This window comes from Micromonospora avicenniae, assembly GCF_900156065.1.
GTDB classification, from domain to species: domain Bacteria; phylum Actinomycetota; class Actinomycetes; order Mycobacteriales; family Micromonosporaceae; genus Micromonospora; species Micromonospora avicenniae.
Genome location: NZ_FTNF01000006.1, coordinates 27,516 through 46,314, shown reverse-complemented (window position 1 = coordinate 46,314; position 18,799 = coordinate 27,516). Strand labels below are relative to the sequence as shown.

19 protein-coding genes are annotated in these 18,799 nt (G+C 72.0%); 7 read left to right on the top strand and 12 right to left on the bottom strand.

The window, feature by feature from the left end; genetic code table 11:
• Window positions 1-7 precede the first annotated feature (7 nt).
• Entirely contained in the window at window positions 8-1,246 is a 1,239-nt protein-coding gene (locus tag BXA10_RS11670) for an MFS transporter (protein ID WP_076470340.1), read from the top strand.
• 518 nt (window positions 1,247-1,764) lie between these two features.
• Here BXA10_RS11670 and ctaD read toward each other — a convergent pair.
• The 7 genes from ctaD to BXA10_RS11635 all read right to left on the bottom strand — a co-directional run bounded on the left by ctaD (window position 1,765) and on the right by BXA10_RS11635 (window position 8,193).
• Entirely contained in the window at window positions 1,765-3,525 is a 1,761-nt protein-coding gene (gene ctaD, locus BXA10_RS11665; RefSeq protein ID WP_076470339.1) for an aa3-type cytochrome oxidase subunit I, read from the bottom strand.
• A 137-nt stretch (window positions 3,526-3,662) separates the two neighbouring features.
• Complete coding sequence (locus tag BXA10_RS11660; protein WP_076470338.1) at window positions 3,663-4,769, bottom strand: FAD-dependent monooxygenase; 1,107 nt, start codon at window positions 4,767-4,769, stop codon at window positions 3,663-3,665.
• A 316-nt stretch (window positions 4,770-5,085) separates the two neighbouring features.
• A complete protein-coding gene (locus tag BXA10_RS11655; protein WP_076470337.1) occupies window positions 5,086-5,607 on the bottom strand; it encodes a GNAT family protein in 522 nt (173 codons plus the stop codon).
• A complete protein-coding gene (locus BXA10_RS11650) occupies window positions 5,604-5,894 on the bottom strand; it encodes a type II toxin-antitoxin system TacA family antitoxin (RefSeq protein WP_076470336.1) in 291 nt (96 codons plus the stop codon). The genes BXA10_RS11655 and BXA10_RS11650 overlap by 4 nt, the downstream gene beginning before the upstream one ends.
• A gap of 205 nt (window positions 5,895-6,099) precedes the next feature.
• Window positions 6,100-7,062 (bottom strand): golvesin C-terminal-like domain-containing protein, encoded by a 963-nt coding sequence (locus BXA10_RS11645; protein WP_076470335.1) that lies wholly within the window; start codon window positions 7,060-7,062, stop codon window positions 6,100-6,102.
• Entirely contained in the window at window positions 7,062-7,265 is a 204-nt protein-coding gene (locus tag BXA10_RS31865; protein ID WP_076470334.1) for a hypothetical protein, read from the bottom strand. Before BXA10_RS31865 ends, BXA10_RS11645 begins: the two co-directional genes overlap by 1 nt.
• Before the next feature lie 139 nt (window positions 7,266-7,404).
• Complete coding sequence (locus BXA10_RS11635) at window positions 7,405-8,193, bottom strand: aldo/keto reductase (protein ID WP_076470333.1); 789 nt, start codon at window positions 8,191-8,193, stop codon at window positions 7,405-7,407.
• A gap of 95 nt (window positions 8,194-8,288) precedes the next feature.
• Here BXA10_RS11635 and BXA10_RS11630 point away from each other — a divergent pair, with 95 nt between their 5' ends.
• Entirely contained in the window at window positions 8,289-9,347 is a 1,059-nt protein-coding gene (locus BXA10_RS11630; RefSeq protein ID WP_076470567.1) for a DNA polymerase ligase N-terminal domain-containing protein, read from the top strand.
• 14 nt (window positions 9,348-9,361) lie between these two features.
• Window positions 9,362-10,552, top strand: a complete 1,191-nt coding sequence (locus tag BXA10_RS11625; protein WP_076470332.1) for a threonine synthase — start codon at window positions 9,362-9,364, stop codon at window positions 10,550-10,552.
• A gap of 24 nt (window positions 10,553-10,576) precedes the next feature.
• On the opposite strand, the gene BXA10_RS11620 is transcribed toward BXA10_RS11625, so the two are convergent.
• The 3 genes from BXA10_RS11620 to BXA10_RS11610 form a co-directional block, all read right to left on the bottom strand.
• A complete protein-coding gene (locus BXA10_RS11620) occupies window positions 10,577-12,373 on the bottom strand; it encodes a glycoside hydrolase family 15 protein (protein ID WP_076470331.1) in 1,797 nt (598 codons plus the stop codon).
• Between the two features lie 52 nt (window positions 12,374-12,425).
• A complete protein-coding gene (locus BXA10_RS11615; RefSeq protein ID WP_076470330.1) occupies window positions 12,426-12,815 on the bottom strand; it encodes a cupin domain-containing protein in 390 nt (129 codons plus the stop codon).
• 278 nt (window positions 12,816-13,093) lie between these two features.
• Window positions 13,094-13,549 (bottom strand): septum formation initiator, encoded by a 456-nt coding sequence (locus tag BXA10_RS11610; protein WP_076470329.1) that lies wholly within the window; start codon window positions 13,547-13,549, stop codon window positions 13,094-13,096.
• A gap of 102 nt (window positions 13,550-13,651) precedes the next feature.
• On the opposite strand from BXA10_RS11610, the gene BXA10_RS11605 reads away from it, so the two are divergent.
• The 3 genes from BXA10_RS11605 (at window position 13,652) to BXA10_RS11595 (ending at window position 16,234) form a co-directional block, all read left to right on the top strand.
• Complete coding sequence (locus tag BXA10_RS11605; protein ID WP_076470328.1) at window positions 13,652-14,344, top strand: response regulator transcription factor; 693 nt, start codon at window positions 13,652-13,654, stop codon at window positions 14,342-14,344.
• The gene (locus BXA10_RS11600; protein WP_076470327.1) at window positions 14,341-15,618 is read left to right on the top strand and encodes a HAMP domain-containing sensor histidine kinase; all 1,278 of its coding nucleotides are present in this window, start codon (window positions 14,341-14,343) and stop codon (window positions 15,616-15,618) included. The genes BXA10_RS11605 and BXA10_RS11600 overlap by 4 nt, the downstream gene beginning before the upstream one ends.
• A gap of 127 nt (window positions 15,619-15,745) precedes the next feature.
• On the top strand, window positions 15,746-16,234 hold the full coding sequence (locus BXA10_RS11595; RefSeq protein ID WP_076470566.1) for a PepSY domain-containing protein: 489 nt from the start codon (window positions 15,746-15,748) through the stop codon (window positions 16,232-16,234).
• A gap of 138 nt (window positions 16,235-16,372) precedes the next feature.
• On the opposite strand, the gene BXA10_RS11590 is transcribed toward BXA10_RS11595, so the two are convergent.
• The gene (locus tag BXA10_RS11590) at window positions 16,373-16,654 is read right to left on the bottom strand and encodes an adhesin (protein ID WP_076470326.1); all 282 of its coding nucleotides are present in this window, start codon (window positions 16,652-16,654) and stop codon (window positions 16,373-16,375) included.
• 187 nt (window positions 16,655-16,841) lie between these two features.
• Window positions 16,842-17,915 (bottom strand): NAD(P)-binding domain-containing protein, encoded by a 1,074-nt coding sequence (locus BXA10_RS11585; protein ID WP_076470325.1) that lies wholly within the window; start codon window positions 17,913-17,915, stop codon window positions 16,842-16,844.
• Window positions 17,916-18,038: 123 nt separating this feature from the next.
• Here BXA10_RS11585 and BXA10_RS11580 point away from each other — a divergent pair, with 123 nt between their 5' ends.
• A complete protein-coding gene (locus BXA10_RS11580; protein WP_076470324.1) occupies window positions 18,039-18,755 on the top strand; it encodes an MIP/aquaporin family protein in 717 nt (238 codons plus the stop codon).
• Window positions 18,756-18,799 lie beyond the last annotated feature (44 nt).

The window sequence follows — 18,799 nt, the reverse complement described above, 5'->3', positions numbered from 1 at the left end:
GGCGAGGATGACGCCGGAGGTACGGACCGTCGTGAATTTGAAGCCTTACCGGGAGGCGCTCGCCCTGCCCGGTCTCCGGTCGTTGCTGCTCGTGGCGGTGCTGGCCCGCATCCCGCTCACCGCGACCGGAGTGACGCTCACCTTCTACGTCGTCCAGGACCTCGGCCGAGGCTACGGGGCGGCCGGGCTGGTCGGTGCCGCGGTCACGGTCGGCGGCGCGATCGGCGGACCACTGCTCGGCCGGCTGATCGACCGCCGGGGGCTGCGGCCGGTGCTCGTACTGACCGGGATCGTCGAGGCGGTCTTCTGGTCCACCGCGCCCTCGCTGCCCTACCCACTGCTGCTTCCGGCCGCCTTCATCGCCGGCTCGCTGGCCCTGCCGATCTTCTCGGTGGTGCGGCAGTCCGTCGCCGCGCTGGTGCCCGAGGAGCGCCGCAGGCCCGCGTACGCCCTCGACTCGATGTCGGTGGAGCTGTCGTTCATGGTCGGGCCGGCGCTGGCGGTGGCCCTGGCCACGACGATCACGGCGCGACACACCCTCTACCTCGTCGGAGCCGGCATCGTCGCCGCCGGGGTGGCGTTCTGGCTGCTCAACCCGCCCACCGCCGACGACGTCGAGGAGCCCGGTACGCCCCGACGGCAGATACACCGGCGCGAGTGGGTGACCCCCCGGCTGCTGGCCGTGCTGGCGGTCAGCCTCGCCGCGACCCTGGTGCTCGGCGGCACCGACGTGGCGGTGGTCGCCGTGCTGCGGGAGAGCGGTGAGGTCGGCTGGACCGGCGTCGTCCTCGCCATGTGGGCGGTCGCGTCACTGGTCGGCGGCTTCGCGTACGGAGCGACGCACCGGGCCATCTCGCCGCTGGCACTGATGGCCGCGCTCAGCCTCTGCACCATCCCGGTCGGGCTGGGCGGGTCACACTGGTGGCTGCTCTGCCTGGCGATGATTCCGGCCGGTGCGCTCTGCGCCCCCACCCTCGCGGCGACCGCAGACGCGGTCAGCCGGCTCGCGCCCGCCGAGGTGCGCGGCGAGGCGATGGGCGTGCACGGTTCCGCGGTCACCGTCGGACTCGCCGTCGGTGCCCCGCTCGCCGGAGCGGTGATCGACGCTCGGGCGCCCTGGTGGGGCTTCGCCGTCACCGGTGTGATCGGCGCGTTGGTGGCGCTCGCGGTGCTTCCGATCGAGTTGCGCCACCGCCGCGCCGCCGCGGCCCGCATCGAGCCGGAGTACGCCACCGCGAGCCGCTGAGCCCTCACCGCCTCGCCCCGGTCCCCGGCCGAGAGGCTCGCCCGACCGGCCCGGTCGGCACGCTGGCGTGTCGGGTGATCCACCCGTCCAGCGTTCCGTGGCCCGACCGACCTGCGGCCCGACCGACCCGTGTGCGGACCGAACTGCGGGGTGCCCGATCTGTGGGGCGACCGAAATGTGGTGGGCAGCCCAGTGGGGCCGAACCTACCCGTGGGCGGCCTACCCGCCCGGCGACCGACCGTGGGCCCGATCCACCCGTGCGATGATCGATCCGCGGTTGATCGACTCGTGGTCAAGGAAGTCGGGCTGTCCCGGTAGCGAGGATGCCCCGACTTCCATGAGGTCGAGTTGATCATGCGCCCCGGCCGAGCGCGGAAGCTCGGGCAGGGCAGGGCAGGGCAGGGCAGGTCGGGACGAGGGATGCGGGCCGGGCAAGAGGCGGGACGGAAATGGCGACGGGCGCCGCACCCGGGTGGTCCGGGAGCGGCGCCCGTCGTGGGTGCCGTGGATCTGAGCGGTCAGACCCGGTCGATGTTGGTGGCGGTGTCCTCGGTGTAGCGGGCCCCACCGTCCGACTCGCTGGTCAGCGGCTTGGCACCACCCTCCGGCGGCCCGGCCAGGCTCTGGCCGCCAGCGGCCAGCTCCGGGAACTTCAGGTCGAACGCCGGCCGCTCGGAGCGGATCCGCGGCATCCGGTCGAAGTTCCGCAGCGGCGGCGGGCAGCTGGTGGCCCACTCCAGCGAGTTGCCGTGACCCCACGGGTCGTTGACCTCGACCACCGGACCGGTCTTGTACGACTTCCAGCAGTTGTAGATGAACGGAAGCGTCGAGATACCGGTGATGAAGGCGCCGATCGTGGAGATCGTGTTCAGCGTGGTGAAGCCGTCGGAGGGCAGGTAGTCGGCGTACCGACGGGGCATGCCCTCGTTACCGAGCCAGTGCTGCACCAGGAACGTGGTGTGGAAACCGATCATGGTGAGCCAGAAGTGCACCTTCCCGAGCCGCTCGTCGAGCATCCGGCCGAACATCTTCGGGAACCAGAAGTAGATGCCGGCGAAGACCGCGAACACGATGGTGCCGAAGAGCACGTAGTGGAAGTGCGCCACCACGAAGTACGAGTCGGAGACGTGGAAGTCCAGCGGCGGGCTGGCCAGCAGCACACCGGTGAGGCCACCGAAGAGGAACGTCACCAGGAAGCCGATCGACCAGAGCATCGGGGTCTCGAAGCTCACCTGGCCGCGCCACATGGTGCCGATCCAGTTGAAGAACTTCATACCGGTGGGCACCGCGATCAGGAAGCTCAGGAAGCTGAAGAACGGCAGCAGCACCTGGCCGGTGGCGAACATGTGGTGCGCCCACACGCTCATCGACAGCGCGGCGATGGAGAGGGTCGCGGCCACCAGGCCCTTGTAGCCGAAGATCGGCTTGCGGGAGAAGACCGGGATGATCTCGCTGATGATGCCGAAGAACGGCAGCGCGACGACGTACACCTCGGGGTGGCCGAAGAACCAGAAGAGGTGCTGCCAGAGCATCGGTCCGCCGGTTGCCGCGTCGAACACGTGGGCACCGATCAGCCGGTCCGCGGCGAGGGCGAAGAGCGCGGCGGCGAGCAGCGGGAAGACCAGGATCACCAGCAGGCTGGTGACCAGGATGTTCCACGTGAAGATCGGCATCCGGAACATGGTCATGCCGGGCGCCCGCAGGGTCAGCACCGTGGTGATCATGTTGACCGCGCCGAGGATGGTGCCCAGGCCGGAGATGGCCAGACCCATGACCCACATGTTGGCGCCGACGCCCGGAGAGTGCTCCACGCTGCTCAGCGGGGCGTAGGCGAACCAGCCGAAGTCGGCGGCGCCACCCGGGCTGAGGAAGCCGGCGGTCGCGATCGTGCCGCCGAACAGGTACAGCCAGTAGGCGAAGCTGTTCAGGCGCGGGAAGGAGACATCGGGCGCGCCGATCTGGATCGGCACGATGTAGTTGGCGAAGGCGAACACGATCGGCGTCGCGAAGAACAGCAACATGATCGTGCCGTGCATGGTGAAGAGCTGGTTGTACTGCTCCGGCGACAGGAACTGCAGCCCCGGCCGGGCCAACTCGGCCCGCATGATCAGGGCCATCAGGCCACCGATCATGAAGAACGCGAACGCGGTGACCATGTACATGATCCCGATCTGCTTCGCGTCCGTGGTCCGCAGCAGCCGCGCGATGGCCGACCCCTTGACCGGTTCTCGGACCGGCCAGGGCCGGGTCACGACCGGCTTGGGTGCGACGGTGGTCACGAGTGGCCTCCGGTTCTCGGTTGTCCCGCTCGGCGCGCGCTGAACTGGCGAGCCGTCATCCGCAAGGAGGATAGTCCCCGGCAGGTGGCAGCGCCGCGTGGGGTGGCCAGCTACGATCATCGGCCGCGCCGGACGGCTCAGAGCGGACCCAGCAGCAACCGGTAGTGCTCACCGAAGATGCGGTCACCGCGGCCACGCAGCAGCGGGTCGCGCAGGGCCGGTGGGACGTCGCGGGTCCGGTTGCGGTCGCGGGTGCGATCCCGCACCCAGCGGGTACGCGGGCGCCGGCGGCTCTCGTACGCCACCAGGGCCGTCTCGACGTCGCCCGCGGCCGCCAACGACTCGGCGAGCACGACGGCGTCCTCCAGGGCCATCGCGGCTCCCTGGGAGAGCGTCGGCGCGGTGGCGTGCGCGGCGTCGCCGACGAGCAACACCCGTCCCCGGTGCCAGCGCCCCAGTTCCACCTCGTCGGTGACGCCCACGTTCACCCACTGCACCGCGTCGAGCACCTCGGGCACCGGGCCGCCGTACGAGCCGAAGAGCTCTCGTAGCCGGGCCACCGGGTCGGCGGGCGGTTCTGTGCCGGCCTCGTCGGCGTAGCAGTGCAACCGCCCGGCACCGATCGGCACCATCAGGAAACCGGAGCGCTGTCCGAGCAGCGCGGTCCACTCGGTGATGGGCGGGGCGTCGCGCAGCACCGTGCGATAGACCACCTGGCCGGCGGGGCGGGGCGGGCCGCCGAGCGCCGCCAGCGTACGTACCGACGAGCGCGGCCCGTCGGCGCCGATCACGAGGTCGTACTCGGCGCTGGTGCCGTCGACGAAGGTCACCCCGACACCGGCGGGCAGCAGGTCGAGGGTGCGCACCTCGGCACCGTGCCGCACCGCTCCGCCGGCGCCGCTCAGCAGCACCCGGTGCAGTTCGGCCCGGGGCAGGGCGCGGCACTCGCCGACCCCGGCCCAGAGCGTGTCGAGGTCGACCTCGCAGAGCGGCTCGCCCGCGGCGTCCAGGAAGCGCTGCCGGTGGACGACCTGGCCGAGCCGCCGCACCGGGTCGTACAGGTCCAGCCGGCGCAGCGCTCGGGCGGCATTGCCGGGAAGGTAGAGACCCGTCTCGTGGGACTCCCCCGGCGGCAGCCGGTCGGTCACGTCGGGGCGGAAGCCCGCCATCCGCAGCGCCCGCGCCACGGCGAGGCCGGCAATGCCCGCGCCGACGATGAGGATGCGCAGGGGGGAGCCACGCATGGTGGTACACGCCTCCGGAGGGGTTCGGCACGCGTTGGAGGCAAGACACTACTCGGTGCAATCGCCGTGCACCAGAGTCAATCGGTGCCCTCGACGGCTCTTCTCCGTCCCCGCTGGTTATCCGGACGACCACCAGCGCGTCCGTCCGGCTCTCGGTCGCGCCGATCCGGTTGAGAAAGGCAGGCCTTCCGCAGGGCCGACCTGGACAGTCCAGACCTGCGGAGGAACGCGAATCCTGCTCAGGATGTGGGTCACTCGTGACGGGAGCAGCGACGGCGATCTGGACAGACAACCACCTACGACCTGCGTCGGATTGTCAGCCGTTGAGGGCGCGGCGCAGATCCTTCATCAACAGCAGCAGGTGCATCGGGTCGGTCGGGCCGGCCTCGAACTTGGCCAGCCGTAGGTAGAAGTCGCGGGCGGCTTCGCTCTCACAATGGATGAGCACCGCCCGTACGCCGACAACCTCTCCGGCTGTCGCGATCCGCCGTAGCGCGTCGACCACCAAGGCCCGGCCCAACCCAACGCCCTGGGCAGATCGGTCGACGCCAAGCCGGGTCAGAATCACCACCGGTTGGTGATAGCGACCAGCGCCCTGCCTCAGCCGCAGGGAGGCATCGGCCGGAGCGACGCTGCCCGCCGCAAGGGCGTAGTAGCCGGCCACCCGCTGATCAGGGTGGTCGGCGTCCCGCACCACGTACACCCGGGACAGCCCGGCCCGATGGGCCTGCAGGGCATGCTCGACCAGCCATACCGACTGCGCCCTCGACCCACAGTCGAACCCGGTCAGCACATGCCCGGCTGCCAGTGCCTCGACCGGCAGAAAACGGGAACTCACCGTGCCGCACCGCCCGCCGGCGGATCAAGCACCGTCGGACCAGTCAACAACTCCCGCAATCCGGCGACATCCTGCGCCGGCCCTTGCAACGCCTCATCGAAGATCCGCCAGGACGCCTCGTCCAGCAGGAACGCCCGCCGGTCGGCAAGCACATCCGCCGCCGCCTCGGTCGCCGCCTTCAACACGAAGGTCGACACACTGTCCCCGGCCGCCGCGCTGGCCGCCTCCAGCAACGCCTTCTGCTGCTCGTCCAGCCGCAGGTGCAGCCGCTCCGCCTTCGCGCTCACCCCTCAAGCGTACGCACAACGTACGCCAGCAACAAGCCCGATCGACACCACGATCAATCCGAGACGCCAAACCAAGATCAGATTGGCTCGCAACCGCTCTACCGGATCGACGGATCAGGCACCGCCCCTGGAGCACCAGCATCCCACCCCGGTTGCCGGCGGCGACCGGCCCGCGCCCTGTCGGGCAGGGCGCGGGACGATCCGGTCAGACCCGGGTGAGGCGCACGGCGTCGGCGATGACCAGGCCGGCGGCCGAGCTCCACCGGCTCACCGCCACCCGGTTGGTGTCGCCGGCCGGCAGGGCGAACGTCCCGAGTGTCCGCCACTGACCACCGGTGGCGCGCTGGTCGACGGTGACCGTGCGGTTTCCGCTGGCGGTGGCGATGATGTACGGCGCGGCGCTGTTGTAGCCGGAGTTGGCCGGCCACCAGGCGTCGACCCGGTAGTTGCCGGCCGCCGGGACGTTGAACCGGTACCAGGCCGGATCGCTGACGGCGACCGGGTCGGCGTACCGGTAGTCGGCGCCGTAGCGCTGCCCGGAGTACGAGGAGACGCCCCAGTTCGCGCTGGCGGTGAACCGCCCGGCGGTCGAGTTGTCCACGATGGATGACCAGGCGGTGCCGCCGGCCATCTTCGCGGCCACGTCGCTGCGCATCACATTCAGGTCGATGAAGGACGGGTCGATCTTGCCGGTGGTGCTCGTCTCGCGGTGGCCCCGGGCGTAGCTGGCGTCCTTGCCCAGCCGGGTGAGCACCGCGGCGGTGGCGGCGATCGAGGCGTTGTACTGCGCCGCCGTCATCTCCTGGTCGACCCCGTTGTAGTCGATCTCCCACCCGATCATCAGGGTGTTGCCGTCGCCGGCCGGGATCGGCCCGCTGCCCCCGCTGACACCGGCGTGGTTGCAGCGGCCGGCGGAGATGACGTGGAAGACGCCGTGGTAGTCCACGAGGGCCTGGCAGAGCGGGCCGGCCAGGTCGGGCCGACCGTTGATGCAGATGTTCAAAGCCGGGTGCGGGTTGGTGGCGCTGGAGGTGGAGGCGGTGTGGTGCCAGAGCACACCGATCGGGTCGAAGCTGCCGGGACGCATCCGGTTGAGCCAGTCGCCTTCGACGACGACCTGGACGCCGGCGGATCGGAGCACGTCCACGAGCCAGGGAATGGTGGCCATCAGGCACCGCCGAGCAGGTCGGCCAGGCACTCGGCTTTCGGGGCGGCGGCCGGGACGGGGGCCACCGCCGGGGCGGGAGCCGCCGCGGGTGCGGCGGCCGCCGTGCCCGGCCGGGCCATGATGGTGGTGAGCGCGGCGGCCACCAGGGCCGGGACGCCGAGCAGGCCCCGGCGGCGCAGACGCAGGGATCGGGACGTGACCATGAGGCTCCTTCAGCAGGTCGGGCGGTTGGAAAGGGTCACGACGCATCGACGTACGTGATGGCGGCACGCTACCGCCCAGGTCCGTGGATGTCGATACCCTTCAATGCCTGCCGTGCGGCTGAAGGAAATTGGCAAACGGTCAGGAGTTGCCGAGGGCGTCGAGCTCGCGCATCTCCTCAGCGGTGAGCGAGAAGCGGAACACGTCGGCGTTGGCCTGGATCCGCTCCGGCGTCACGCTCTTCGGGATCACCACGATCTCGTGGTCGATGTGCCAGCGGAGCACCACCTGCGCCGGCGAGACGTCGTGCGCGGCGGCGATCCGGGCCAACATCGGGTGGGAGAGGTCGCTGGTGTCGAGCGGGCTGTACCCCTCGAGCACGACGCCACGGTCCCGGTGCTCGGCGTGCCGCTGCCGGTCGTACAGGAAAGGGCTCCACCGGATCTGGTTGACCGCCGGATTCTCCTCGGTGGCCTGGATGAGCTCGTCGATCTGGGAGGTGCTGTAGTTGCTCACCCCGACCGCCCGGGCCAGGTTCTCCTCCCTGGCCGCGAGGAGTTCCCGCCAGAGCGGGATGCTGTCCCCGGGCGAGGACGGCGGCCAGTGGATCAACCACAGGTCCACGTAGTCGGTGTCGAGCGCCCGCAGGCTCGCCTCCAGCGTCTCGCGCTCCCGGCCCACCCGGTCCGGCGGCAGCTTGGTCGTGATGAAGAGGTCCTCCCGGCGCAGGTCGCTCTCCTGCACCGCCCGGCCGACCTCCTTCTCGTTGCCGTACACGGTCGCGGTGTCGATGTGCCGGTAGCCGGCGTCGAGCGCGGCCAGTACGGCGTCGTAGCCGGCCTTGCCGGTGGCCCGCCAGGTGCCGAAGCCGAGCAGGGGCATCCGCACCTCGCCCGGCAGCAGGACGGTGGGCTGGTCGTCGTGGTCCATGACGACCGTTCTACCCGTCATCGCCGCGCCGTGCGAGCGAAACAACCCGCCGCGCCGCCCGGCGGAGACCTCCGGGTTGCCGGACAATGCGGGGTGTGACCGACCGGCTTGACGAGTACCGACGCCGGAGGGACGCGGCCCGCACCCCTGAGCCGGTGCCGGAGAAGAAACCGCGCGGCCGCCGGCGGGGCGGCGACGAGACCGGCCGCTTCGTCATCCAGCAGCACCACGCGCGCAGTCTGCACTGGGACCTCCGGCTGGAGCACGACGGAGTGCTCGCGTCCTGGGCGGTGCCGCGCGGTCTCCCCCGGGACCCGGGCCGGAACCACCTCGCCGTGCACACCGAGGACCACCCGATGGAGTACCTCGACTTCCACGGTGAGATCCCGGCCGGCGAGTACGGCGGCGGCCGGATGACGATCCACGACCGCGGGACCTACCGCCGCGAGAAGTGGCGCGACGACGAGGTCATCGTGGCGCTCGACGGGGAGCGGACGTCCGGGCGGTACGTCCTCTTCGCCACCGGCGGCAAGGATGGCCGGGACTGGATGGTCCGGCGGATGGATCCCGCGCCGGAGGGCTGGACGAGCATGCCCGAGCTGGTCCGCCCGATGCACCCCACTGCCGCCACCCGCCTCCCCCGGGACCAGACCGCCTGGGGGTACGAGCTGCGTTGGGACGGCACCCGCGCGATCGCGTACGTGTCGGGCGGGCGGCTGCGGTTGCTCTCCGAGACCGACGAGGAGATCACCGGCGGGTACTCCTGGCTGCGCGATCTCGCCGAGGCGATGGCGCCGACCGAGGCGGTGCTGGACGGCCTCCTGGTCCGCATCGACGGCGGCCGGGTGCGCCCGGCCCCGCCCACCTCCGGCAGCCGGGTGCCTGCCGGCGCCCAGTACCTCCTGGTCGACCTGCTCTGGTTGGAGGGCGTGACCTGTCTCGATCTGCCGTACGCCCAACGCCGCGAGCTGCTCGACGGTCTGGCGCTCGCGGGCGCGCACTGGCAGACTCCGCCGTGGTTCCCCGGTACCGGCGCCGAGGCCCTGCGCACCAGCCGAGAGCAGGGGCTCCCCGGGGTGGTGGCGAAGCGACTCGACTCGGGTTACGAGGCGGGTCGACGCAGCCGACGCTGGTTGAGCATCGACGCGACCTGACGGCGAGGAGCGACGTGTATCTGACCCACCTGGAGTGCCCGCGCTGCGGCAAGGAGCATCCGGCGGACCGGCCACAGAACCTCTGCGACTGCGGCTCGCCCCTGCTGGCCCGGTATGACCTGGCCGCGGTGGCCCGGACGGTCGTTCCCGAACAGCTCCCGCTTCGTCCCGCGGACCTGTGGCGTTACCGGGAGGTGTTGCCGGTCGCCGACCCGCGGCACGTCACCAGCCTCGGTGAAGGCTGGACGCCGCTGCTGCGCGCCCCCAGCTACGGCGCGGAGATCGGCGTCACCGACCTCATCGTCAAGGACGAGGGCCTCATCCCCACCGGCTCGTTCAAGGCCCGCGGCGCGGCGGTCGGCATCAGCCGGGCGCGTGAGCTGGGCGTGCGGCGCATCGCCATGCCGACCAACGGCAACGCCGGCGCGGCCTGGGCGAGCTACGCGGCCCGGGCCGGTATCGGCGCGACCATCGTCATGCCGCTCGACGCGCCCACCATCTGCCGGCGCGAGTGCGTGGCCGCCGGCGCCGACCTGCGCCTGATCGACGGCCTGATCAGCGACGCCGGCCGCCGGGTGGCGCAGCTCGTCGGCGACTCCGGCGGCGCGATCTTCGACGCCGGCACGCTGCGCGAGCCGTACCGGCTCGAGGGCAAGAAGACCATGGGGTACGAGATCGTCGAGCAGCTCGGCTGGCAGGTGCCCGACGTGATCATCTATCCGACCGGTGGTGGCGTCGGACTGATCGGCATCCACAAGGCGTTGCACGAGCTGCGCGAGCTGGGCTGGATCTCCGACCGGCTGCCCCGGCTGGTGGCGGTGCAGTCCACCGGCTGCGCGCCCATCGTGCGGGCGTTCGCGGCCGGCGAGGAGCGCGCCGAACCATGGGCGGACGCGCAGACTGTCGCGTTCGGCATCACGGTGCCGGCACCGCTCGGCGACGAGCTGATCCTGACCGCCCTGCGGGACAGCTCCGGCACGGCCGTCGCCGTGTCCGACGAGGAGATCCTGACCGACCTGCGGGCCTTCGCCGCCCGGGAAGGGCTGCTCCTCTGCCCGGAGGGTGCGGCCTGCCTGACCGCGGCCCGGCAGTTGCGCGCCGGCGGCTGGATCCGGGCGGGCGAGCGGGTGGTGGTGCTCAACACCGGTGCGGGCCTGAAGTACCCGGAGACGGTGGACGTCTCCGGCGTGCCGGTGCTGGCCTGAGGCCGACCAGGAAGCGGCAGCTGCTTAGAACGCGCTCGGGTCGGTCAACCGCCAAGCCGCGTTGATCTGGCCGATGTGCGACAACGCCTGCGGGGTGTTGCCGAGCTGCGCCCCCGTGATCAGGTCGATCTGCTCGCTGAACAGACCGACGTCGTTGGCGTACCCGGAGACACGCTCGAAGAGCTCCTCGGCCCGCCGCTGTTCACCGGTCATCACCAGACACTCGACCAGCCAGAACGAGCAGAGCACGAAGCCGGCCGGGTCGGTGTTCCAGCGCCGGATCAGGCCGCCCTCGGTGCTCAGGTCGCGCTCGATGACGGCGATGGTCGCGCGCATCCGCGGGTCGTCCGCCGGCAGGAAGTGCACCACCGGCAGGAAAAGCGCCGAGGCGTCCAGCTCGGTGGAGCCGAACGCGCCGGTGAACGCCCCGATGCGGTCGTTCCAGCCTTCGCGGAGCACGGTGTCGCGGATCTCGTCGCGTATCACGGCCCAGCGCCGTGGATCTGCCCGGCCGCCGAGCCGGTCGGCCAGTCTCACCGCCCGGTCCATCGCCGCCCAGCAGAGCACCTTCGACGACAGGTAGTGGCGCTCCTCCTCGCGCGTCTCCCACATCCCCCGGTCGGGCAGCCGCCAGGTGGACGCCACCTGCTCGGTCAGCCCCAGCACCATCTCGCGCAGTTCCTCGTCGAACGTGTCGCCGAGGTAGTCGCGCAGCCGCCAGACCGCACTCATGATCTCGCCCGGCACGTCGAGCTGCCGCTGGCACCAGGCGTCGTTCCCCATCCGGACCGGCCCGGACCCGGCGTAGCCCGGCAGGTGCGGGCACTCGTGCTCGGTGAGGTCCCGCTCCCCTTCGAGCCCGAAGACCACCGGCACAGGCTTGTCGCCGATGCGACCGATCGAGCGGGTCACCCAGGCGAAAAGGCGGGAGGCCTCGTGCGGGCAGGCCGCCACCCAGAGCGCGCGCAACGTCATGGAGAAGTCGCGCAGCCAGGAGTAGCGGTAGTCGTAGTTGCGATCACCACCCAACCGTTCGGGCAGCGAGGTCGTCGCCGCCGCGGCGACAGCGCCGCTGCGCGCGTACGTGAGACCCGTCAGCACGGTGGCGCTGGGGCGGACCAGCTCCGGGTAACGGCCGGGGTACTGGTGCGTCTCCCGGTATGCCTCCCACGCCTGGATCGTCTCGGCGAGGGTCATCAGCGGGTCGAGCCGGACCGGCGGTGTCCCGTAGGCCTCCCCGTACGCCAGGTCGATGCCGACGACCTGCCCGTCGGAGACCTCGAACTCCTGGTACACCCGGTCCCGTTCGGCCTGCAACGACAGCCCGCTGGCGCCCAGCACCAGCACGACCGGGCCGGCGGTGGCGAGCACGGTGCCGTCCGACTGGTCGTGCAGGTACGGGGTGAGCAGGCCGTGTGCGGGGCGCGGTACGTACTCCAGGGCCATCCGGACCCGGCCGCTCAGTCCCTCGACCACGCGGAGCAGCACGGCTGGGGAGTTCATGCCGAGCTGGTGCGCCCGAGCCCCGATCTCGGCGGCCAGCGCGTCGGTGACCGCGACGCTTCCCTCGGGGGTGTGGTGCACGGTGCGCAGCACCAGCGTGTCGGGGTGGTAAGCCCGCTCGACCCGGTGGCCGGGCCGGCCCGCGCCGATCGGAGCAAGCCGGAAGTGGCCGGCTTGCGGTCCGACTACCCTGGCGAAGACGGCGGAGCCGTCGAAGCGGCCCGGGCACCACCAGTCCACCGAGCCGTCCCGGCTGACCAGCGCGCCGGAGCGGCAGTCGGAGAGGAATCCGTAGTCGGAGATCGGCGGCTGACCCACTCGCCAGGGGTACCCCGATCGAGCGGGATCCAACGAGCCGGTCCCGCCTCCGTCAGTTCGGTGGCTCGTCCTCGCCGGCGGCTTCCGCGGCGTCCGCCTCCTCCTTCGTGCGGTGCACCGCCTGGTCGGCGTGCTCCGGCGGACCGTACACGGTGTAGAGCACCAGCGGGTTGGGGCCGGTGTTGACGAAGTTGTGCTTCGTACCTGCCGGCACCACCACGAGATCGCCCTGCGTCACCTCCCGCTTCTCGCCGGCCACGCGAGCCTCACCGGTACCGCTGACGAAGGTGAGGATCTGGTCGATGCCCTCGTGTACCTCTTCGCCGATCTCACCGCCTGGCGGGATCGTCATGATGACCAGCTGGGTGTGCTCACCGGTCCACAGCACCCGACGGAAGTCGGGGCTCTTCTCGGCCACGGTCGCGATCGTGAAATGCTCCATGCGGGGCCCATACCCGTTCGGTCGTCGTGCCACTCCGGGACTCGCAGATGGTGGAATTCGCCACTTCACCGAGGTTTGGAGCCGTACCGGCCGGGGATTGAGGTTCTCAGACCGGCGATCCGTCGGTTGAGCCAGGTCCCCGCTGGCGTACCGCCGAACGGCTGCGGTGGTGGGAGACGGCCAGAGCGCGGCGACGTTCCGACCTGGGTCGGGCGGCGCCGCGCGCTCGTGCGCGTCCGATGCGGTTGCCGGGCCGGCACCGCACGGCGCATCGGCCGTCAGTCGTCCTCGACGGCGACCGGCTCCCGGCCGAGGCAGCGCAGCTTCAGCTCGTACTCCCCCGCGGCCCCCTCGAACTTGACCTCGACGTCGTCGTCCGGGCCCCGGTCGACGTCGCCCACCCGGAAACCCTGCGCCGGCGCCCAGGAGACCAGCCGCACGCCCTCCGGCACGCACTCGGCAACCGCCCTGCCACCGCCGGTGGTGAAGGTTCGGCGGGCCGGCGGGTCGCCTGTCGGCGGCGCGGACGGCGACGAGGTGGCGGGGGCGTCCGACCACGCCGGTGCAGGTGGGGCGGAGGCGAGCGCCCGAGCGATCTCGTCTTCGCCGCGCATCCCGCCGGGTGTTCCGGTGAGGCTCTCGCCGACGAGTCGGATCGCGCCGAGGCCGATCACTGTGGCGGCGGCGGCGGTGGCCAACCACCCGACGGCGACGAGGAGCCAACGGCGGCGCATGCTGCGAGTGTGCCCGACCGGAGGTTGGCCGCGGCACGGCGCAACGCTAAGAGACGGTTAACGATCCGTCCCGACGCGACGGCAGCGGTTAGCCTGCCAGACGTGGCCCGCCTGCTGCTCATCGAGGACGACCTCGCTATCCGCACGCCGCTGATCCGGGCGCTGCGGGAACGCGGGCACGCGGTGGCCGCCGCGTCGACCGCGATGGCCGGACTGCGCGACGCGCTGGAGGACCGTCCCGACCTCGTCGTGCTCGATCTCGGACTGCCTGATCTGGACGGACGCGAGCTGCTGCGGATGCTGCGCGCGGTCAGCTCGGTGCCGGTGATCGTGGCCACCGCCCGCGACGACGAGACGGAGATCGTCCGCGTGCTGGACGCCGGCGCCGACGACTACGTGGTCAAGCCGTTCACCGCGGCGCAGCTGGACGCCCGCGCCCGGGCAGTGCTGCGCCGGTCGCCGGGCGGTGGCACGCCCGAACCGGCGCTCGTGGTCGGCGGGCTGCGTGTCGATCCCCGGTCCCGGCAGGTCACCCTGGACGGAGCGCCTGTCGAGCTGACCCCACGCGAGTTCGACCTGCTGCACCACCTCGCCGCCCACCCCGGACAGGTGGTCACCAAGCGCGAACTGCTCACCGAGGTGTGGCAGATCCCGTACGGCGGTGCCGACAAGACCGTCGACGTGCACCTGTCCTGGCTGCGCCGCAAGCTGGGTGAGAGCGCCCAGGATCCGCGCTACCTGCACACCGTGCGGGGCGTCGGGGTGCGGTTGGAAGCGCCGCGGGCAGCGGGATGAGGGCCCGGCTGGCGGTCCTGGTCGCCGCGGTCAGCGTGCTCATCCTGATCGCGTTCCTGGTGCCGCTGGCGCTGCTGGTGCGCACCGTCGCCGAGGACCGCGCCACCGTACGCGCCACCGCCGACGCGCAGAGTCTGGTCCCGGTGGTGGGCACCGCCGACGCGACCACCATCCGGCTGACCGTCGAGCAGTTGGCTGCCGACTCCGGCCGGCCGGTGAGCGTGTACCTGCCCGACGGCACCGTGCTCGGCACGCCCGTGCCTCGGACGCCGGCGGTCGCGCTGGCCGCCCGTGGGCAGAGCCTGACCGGGGAGTCGGCCTCCGGCCGGGAGGTCGTCATCGCCGTGCAGGGCCGGGCCGACGGCACCGGGGTGATCCGGGTCGCGGTGCCCCGGGACGAGCTGACCGACGGGGTGACCCGCGCCTGGCTGGTGCTCGCCCTGCTCGGCCTGCTCCTGGTGCTCATCGGTCTGGTGGTCGCGGACCGGCTGGCCCGCACTCTCGTCCGGCCGATCGGGGACCTCTCGGCGGTGTCGCACCGGCTCGCCAACGCCGAACTCGACGCCCGGGTCACCCCGTCCGGACCGCCGGAGTTGCGGGAGGTCGCGGGTGCGCTCAACCATCTGGCCGGCCGGATCCAGGTGCTGCTGTTGCAGGAACGCGAGCAGGTCGCCGACCTGTCCCACCGGCTGCGTACGCCGCTGACCGCGCTACGGCTGGAGGCGGAGTCGCTGCGCGACCCGGACGATGCGTCGCGGATCACCGCCGCTGTCGACGGTCTCGAACGGGCCGTCACCGGCCTCATCCGGCAGGCTCGCTGGCGGCGGACTCCGGCGGCCGGCCCGACGGGCTCGGACGCGGCGGCGATCGTCGGCGAGCGCGTCGCGTTCTGGTCGGTGCTCGCCGAGGACACCGGCCGGCCGGTGACGCTCGACCTCGCGCCCGGCCCGCTGCCGGTGGGCGTGCCCGCCGACGAACTGGCGGCCGCGGTGGACGCCCTGCTCGGCAACGTCTTCGCGCACACCCCGGACGGCACACCTTTCACGGTGCGGCTGGCCGTCGCCGACGGGCAGGTGGTGCTGACCGTGGCCGACGGGGGACCGGGCCTGCCGGCTGACGCGGCCCGTCGGGGCGCGAGCGCCGCCGGCTCGACGGGACTCGGCCTGGACATCGCTCGCCGGGCGGCGCAGGCCACCGGCGGGCGGCTGGAACTGCGTGCGGCGACGGGCGGCGGGGCCGAGGTGCTGCTCCGGCTGGGTCCGCCGAGGGCCTAGAGAACGTCGGGAAACACCTCCGCAGGGCTCCCCGACGGTGTCTTAACCCGGCCTTAGTCTTCCGGCAGCGCCGCCCTATCCGCCCCGGACCGATCCTCATTGGTAGGAATCGAGAGAGGTGGAGACGATGAAGCGCAGTTCAATGCTCCTGGCGTCGGCCGGCGGTGCGGCCGTGCTCGCGGTGGCCGGTGTGGCGATCGGTGCCACGGTCGCGGACGACCGGCGCGACCGGGACACCACGTTGGCCGCCGCCACCACCGCCCCGACCACCCCGGACGACAGCGCCACCAGCGTCACCCCGGACGACAGCGCCAGCAGCGGCGCGCCGAGCACCACGGCGGGCACGCCGAGCAGCGCCCCGTCCAGCAGCGGCGCTCCGTCGGGGAACACCGGCGGCGATCGGATCGGACCGCAGCGGGCCGGTGAGATCGCGCTGGCGAGGGCCGGCGGCGGCCGGATCACAGAGATCGAGGCGGAGCAGGAGCACGGCCGCCCGGTCTGGAGCGTCGAGATCGTGTCGGGCGATGTCGAACACGACATCGACGTCGACCGGGACAACGGCGCGGTGCTCCGGGCGGAGCAGGAGCAGGCCGACGACGACGATGACGATGACTGACCCGGCACCCGCGCGGCGGGAACCGGGCGGGATCTCGCGGTCGTGGCACCGTACGGGCGCCACGACCGCCTGATTCACCGGTGGAGGCACGAGGCACCCCGCGGCGCCCCAGGGCCCGCGGGGTGCCGACGGAACGGACTACTGCTTCTCGGTGAAACCGAACTGAACGATGCCCTGGTCGTCGACGGTCGCGTCGACCGATGCGTCGCCGAGGATCGCCACGGCGTCGGAATCCAGGAAGATCCGGGCCCCCTGGTTGTCGACCACGTGGTCACCCTGCGTGGGCCCGGCGACCAACTCGACGGTGAGCGAGCCCGCCGCGGCGTCGGCGGCGATGCGCACCCCGCCGTCCTCGCCGACGTCCTGCTGGTTGGCGAGATCGCGAATGACCAGGACGGCGTTGTCGGTCATGGTGAGCATGGTGGGAACTCCTCGTGGATTCTCTCGGACCGCGGTCGGAACGGCGCAGACCGGTGATGGGCACGCGTCAGGTGCACCTGGAGGTGATTGCGCGGCACTCAGTCGCCGCCACCCGTATCGGGGCAGGTGAGAGCCCCGTCACCACCTACGTTGCACGTCGCCGGGCGATCCGTCAAATAGATCCTGCTCAGTCGAGCGCGGCCGTGGAGCCGAGCAGCGCACGGATTTCGCGTACGGCGGCACGGCCCGCCCGGTTGGCCCCGACGGTGCTCGCCGAGGGGCCGTACCCGATCAGGTGAATCCGCCCGTCGGCGGCCACCCGGGTCCCGTCCATCACAATTCCGCCGCCGGCGGCACGCAGGTGCAGCGGGGCGAGATGGTCGATGGCGGCCCGGAAACCGGTGCACCAGAGGATCATGTCGGCGGCGACGAAGCGCCCGTCCGCCCAGGCGATGCCGTCGGGCGTGATCCGCTCGAACATGGGTAGACGATCGAGCACGCCCTGCTCCCGCAGCCGGCGGACCTCGGGGGTCAAGGCCAGTCCGGTCACCCCGACCACGCTGCTCGGCGGGCGGCCGGCCCGCACCCGGGCCTCGACCAGGGCCACCGCGGCCCGGCCGTGCTCGGGGGTGAACTCGATCTCGCGGAAGTCGGGCGGGCGACGACTGACCCAGGTCGTGCTCGCGGCGACCGGGGAGATCTCGCCGAGCAGTTGCACCGCCGAGGTGCCGGCCCCGACCACCACCACCCGGTGGCCGGCGAACTCCGCCGGGCCCCGGTAGTCGGCCGTGTGCAGCTGGCGGCCGCGGAACTCGGCCCGGCCGGGATAGTGCGGCCAGAACGGCCGGCTCCAGGTGCCCGTGGCGTTGATCAGGGCTCGTGCGGTCCAGTGCCCACGGTCCGTACGCACGTCCAGCCGCCCGTCGGGCAGCGAATGCACCGACTCGACCCGGACCGGGCGCTCCACCGGCAGTTCGAACTCCCGCTCGTACGCGGCGAAGTAGTCGCTGACAACCTCCGAGGCCCGGCGGTCCGGTGCGGCGGCGGGGAACGGCATGGCGGGCAGGTCGTGGAAGCCGTGCACCCGGTCCACCGTCAGCGTCGGCCAGCGATGCCGCCACGCGCCGCCGGGGCCGTCGTCGCCGTCCAGGATCACGAAGCCGGTTCCAGCCGTGAATCCGGTCCGGTGCAGGTGATGCCCGGCGGAGAGGCCGGCCTGACCGGCACCGATCACCACCACGTCGACCGAGCGCGTGTCCACGCACCGTGCAACGGGAAACGCCCGGCCGCTCTGCCCTCCGTGGTCGTCGTCTCGCTCACATCCGTGGGGCGACCGGCCGGCCGAACGGCACGACGCCGGAGGCCGCGCCCATAAACTGCGGATATGACGGATATACGGCGCTACGCCGCCGAGTTCCTCGGCACTCTGCTGCTGGTCTTCTTCGGGGTGGGCAGCGCAGTGGCCGCCCGGGTCCAGGGCGGCGTGGTGGTGGTCGCGCTCGCCTTCGGATTCGTCATGCTGGCCCTCGTCTACACGATCGGTCCGCTCTCGGGCAGCCACGTGAACCCGGCGGTCACCCTCGGGGTGCTGCTCTCCGGCAACACATCGCTGATCGGTGCGGTCGCCTACTGGATCGCCCAGTTCGCAGGCGCCACCGTCGGCGCCTTCCTGCTGTGGGTGCTCACCCGGTGGGGTGACGTGGTCGACCAGACCGGGGCGCTGGGCAGCAACGGATACGGCGCGCACATCAACCGCTTCGGCGCCGCGCTACTGGAGACCGTGCTGACGTTCCTCTTCGTACTGGTGGTGCTCGTGGTGACCAACCGCTCCGAGCAGACCGTCGTCGCCGGCGTCGCCATCGGGCTGACCCTCGCCCTGGCGCACCTGGTCGGCGTCGTCCTGGACGGCCCGTCGGTCAACCCGGCCCGATCCTTCGGCCCCGCCGTCTTCGAAGGCGGCGCCGCGCTGCGGCAGCTGTGGGTGTTCATCGTCTTCCCGCTGTTGGGTGGAGCGCTCGCCGCGCTCGTGGCACCGCTGTTCGCCAAGCCGGACACGCCGCCGCCCGCGCCCGGGGACGCCGGAGAGCCTCAACCGGCCTGACGTTCCGGCGCCACCGCACGACCCTTCCGGCACCGCCGTACGGC

Coding starts and splice junctions, on each gene's coding strand:
- BXA10_RS11595 (WP_076470566.1), top strand. CDS start 15,746: ATGAAGCGCAGTTCAATGCTCCTGGCGTCGGCCGGCGGTGCGGCCGTG.
- BXA10_RS11645 (WP_076470335.1), bottom strand. CDS start 7,062: ATGGCCACCATTCCCTGGCTCGTGGACGTGCTCCGATCCGCCGGCGTC.
- BXA10_RS11610 (WP_076470329.1), bottom strand. CDS start 13,549: ATGCGCCGCCGTTGGCTCCTCGTCGCCGTCGGGTGGTTGGCCACCGCC.
- BXA10_RS11670 (WP_076470340.1), top strand. CDS start 8: ATGACGCCGGAGGTACGGACCGTCGTGAATTTGAAGCCTTACCGGGAG.
- BXA10_RS11615 (WP_076470330.1), bottom strand. CDS start 12,815: ATGGAGCATTTCACGATCGCGACCGTGGCCGAGAAGAGCCCCGACTTC.
- BXA10_RS11600 (WP_076470327.1), top strand. CDS start 14,341: ATGAGGGCCCGGCTGGCGGTCCTGGTCGCCGCGGTCAGCGTGCTCATC.
- BXA10_RS31865 (WP_076470334.1), bottom strand. CDS start 7,265: ATGGTCACGTCCCGATCCCTGCGTCTGCGCCGCCGGGGCCTGCTCGGC.
- BXA10_RS11660 (WP_076470338.1), bottom strand. CDS start 4,769: ATGCGTGGCTCCCCCCTGCGCATCCTCATCGTCGGCGCGGGCATTGCC.
- BXA10_RS11580 (WP_076470324.1), top strand. CDS start 18,039: ATGACGGATATACGGCGCTACGCCGCCGAGTTCCTCGGCACTCTGCTG.
- BXA10_RS11635 (WP_076470333.1), bottom strand. CDS start 8,193: ATGGACCACGACGACCAGCCCACCGTCCTGCTGCCGGGCGAGGTGCGG.
- BXA10_RS11590 (WP_076470326.1), bottom strand. CDS start 16,654: ATGCTCACCATGACCGACAACGCCGTCCTGGTCATTCGCGATCTCGCC.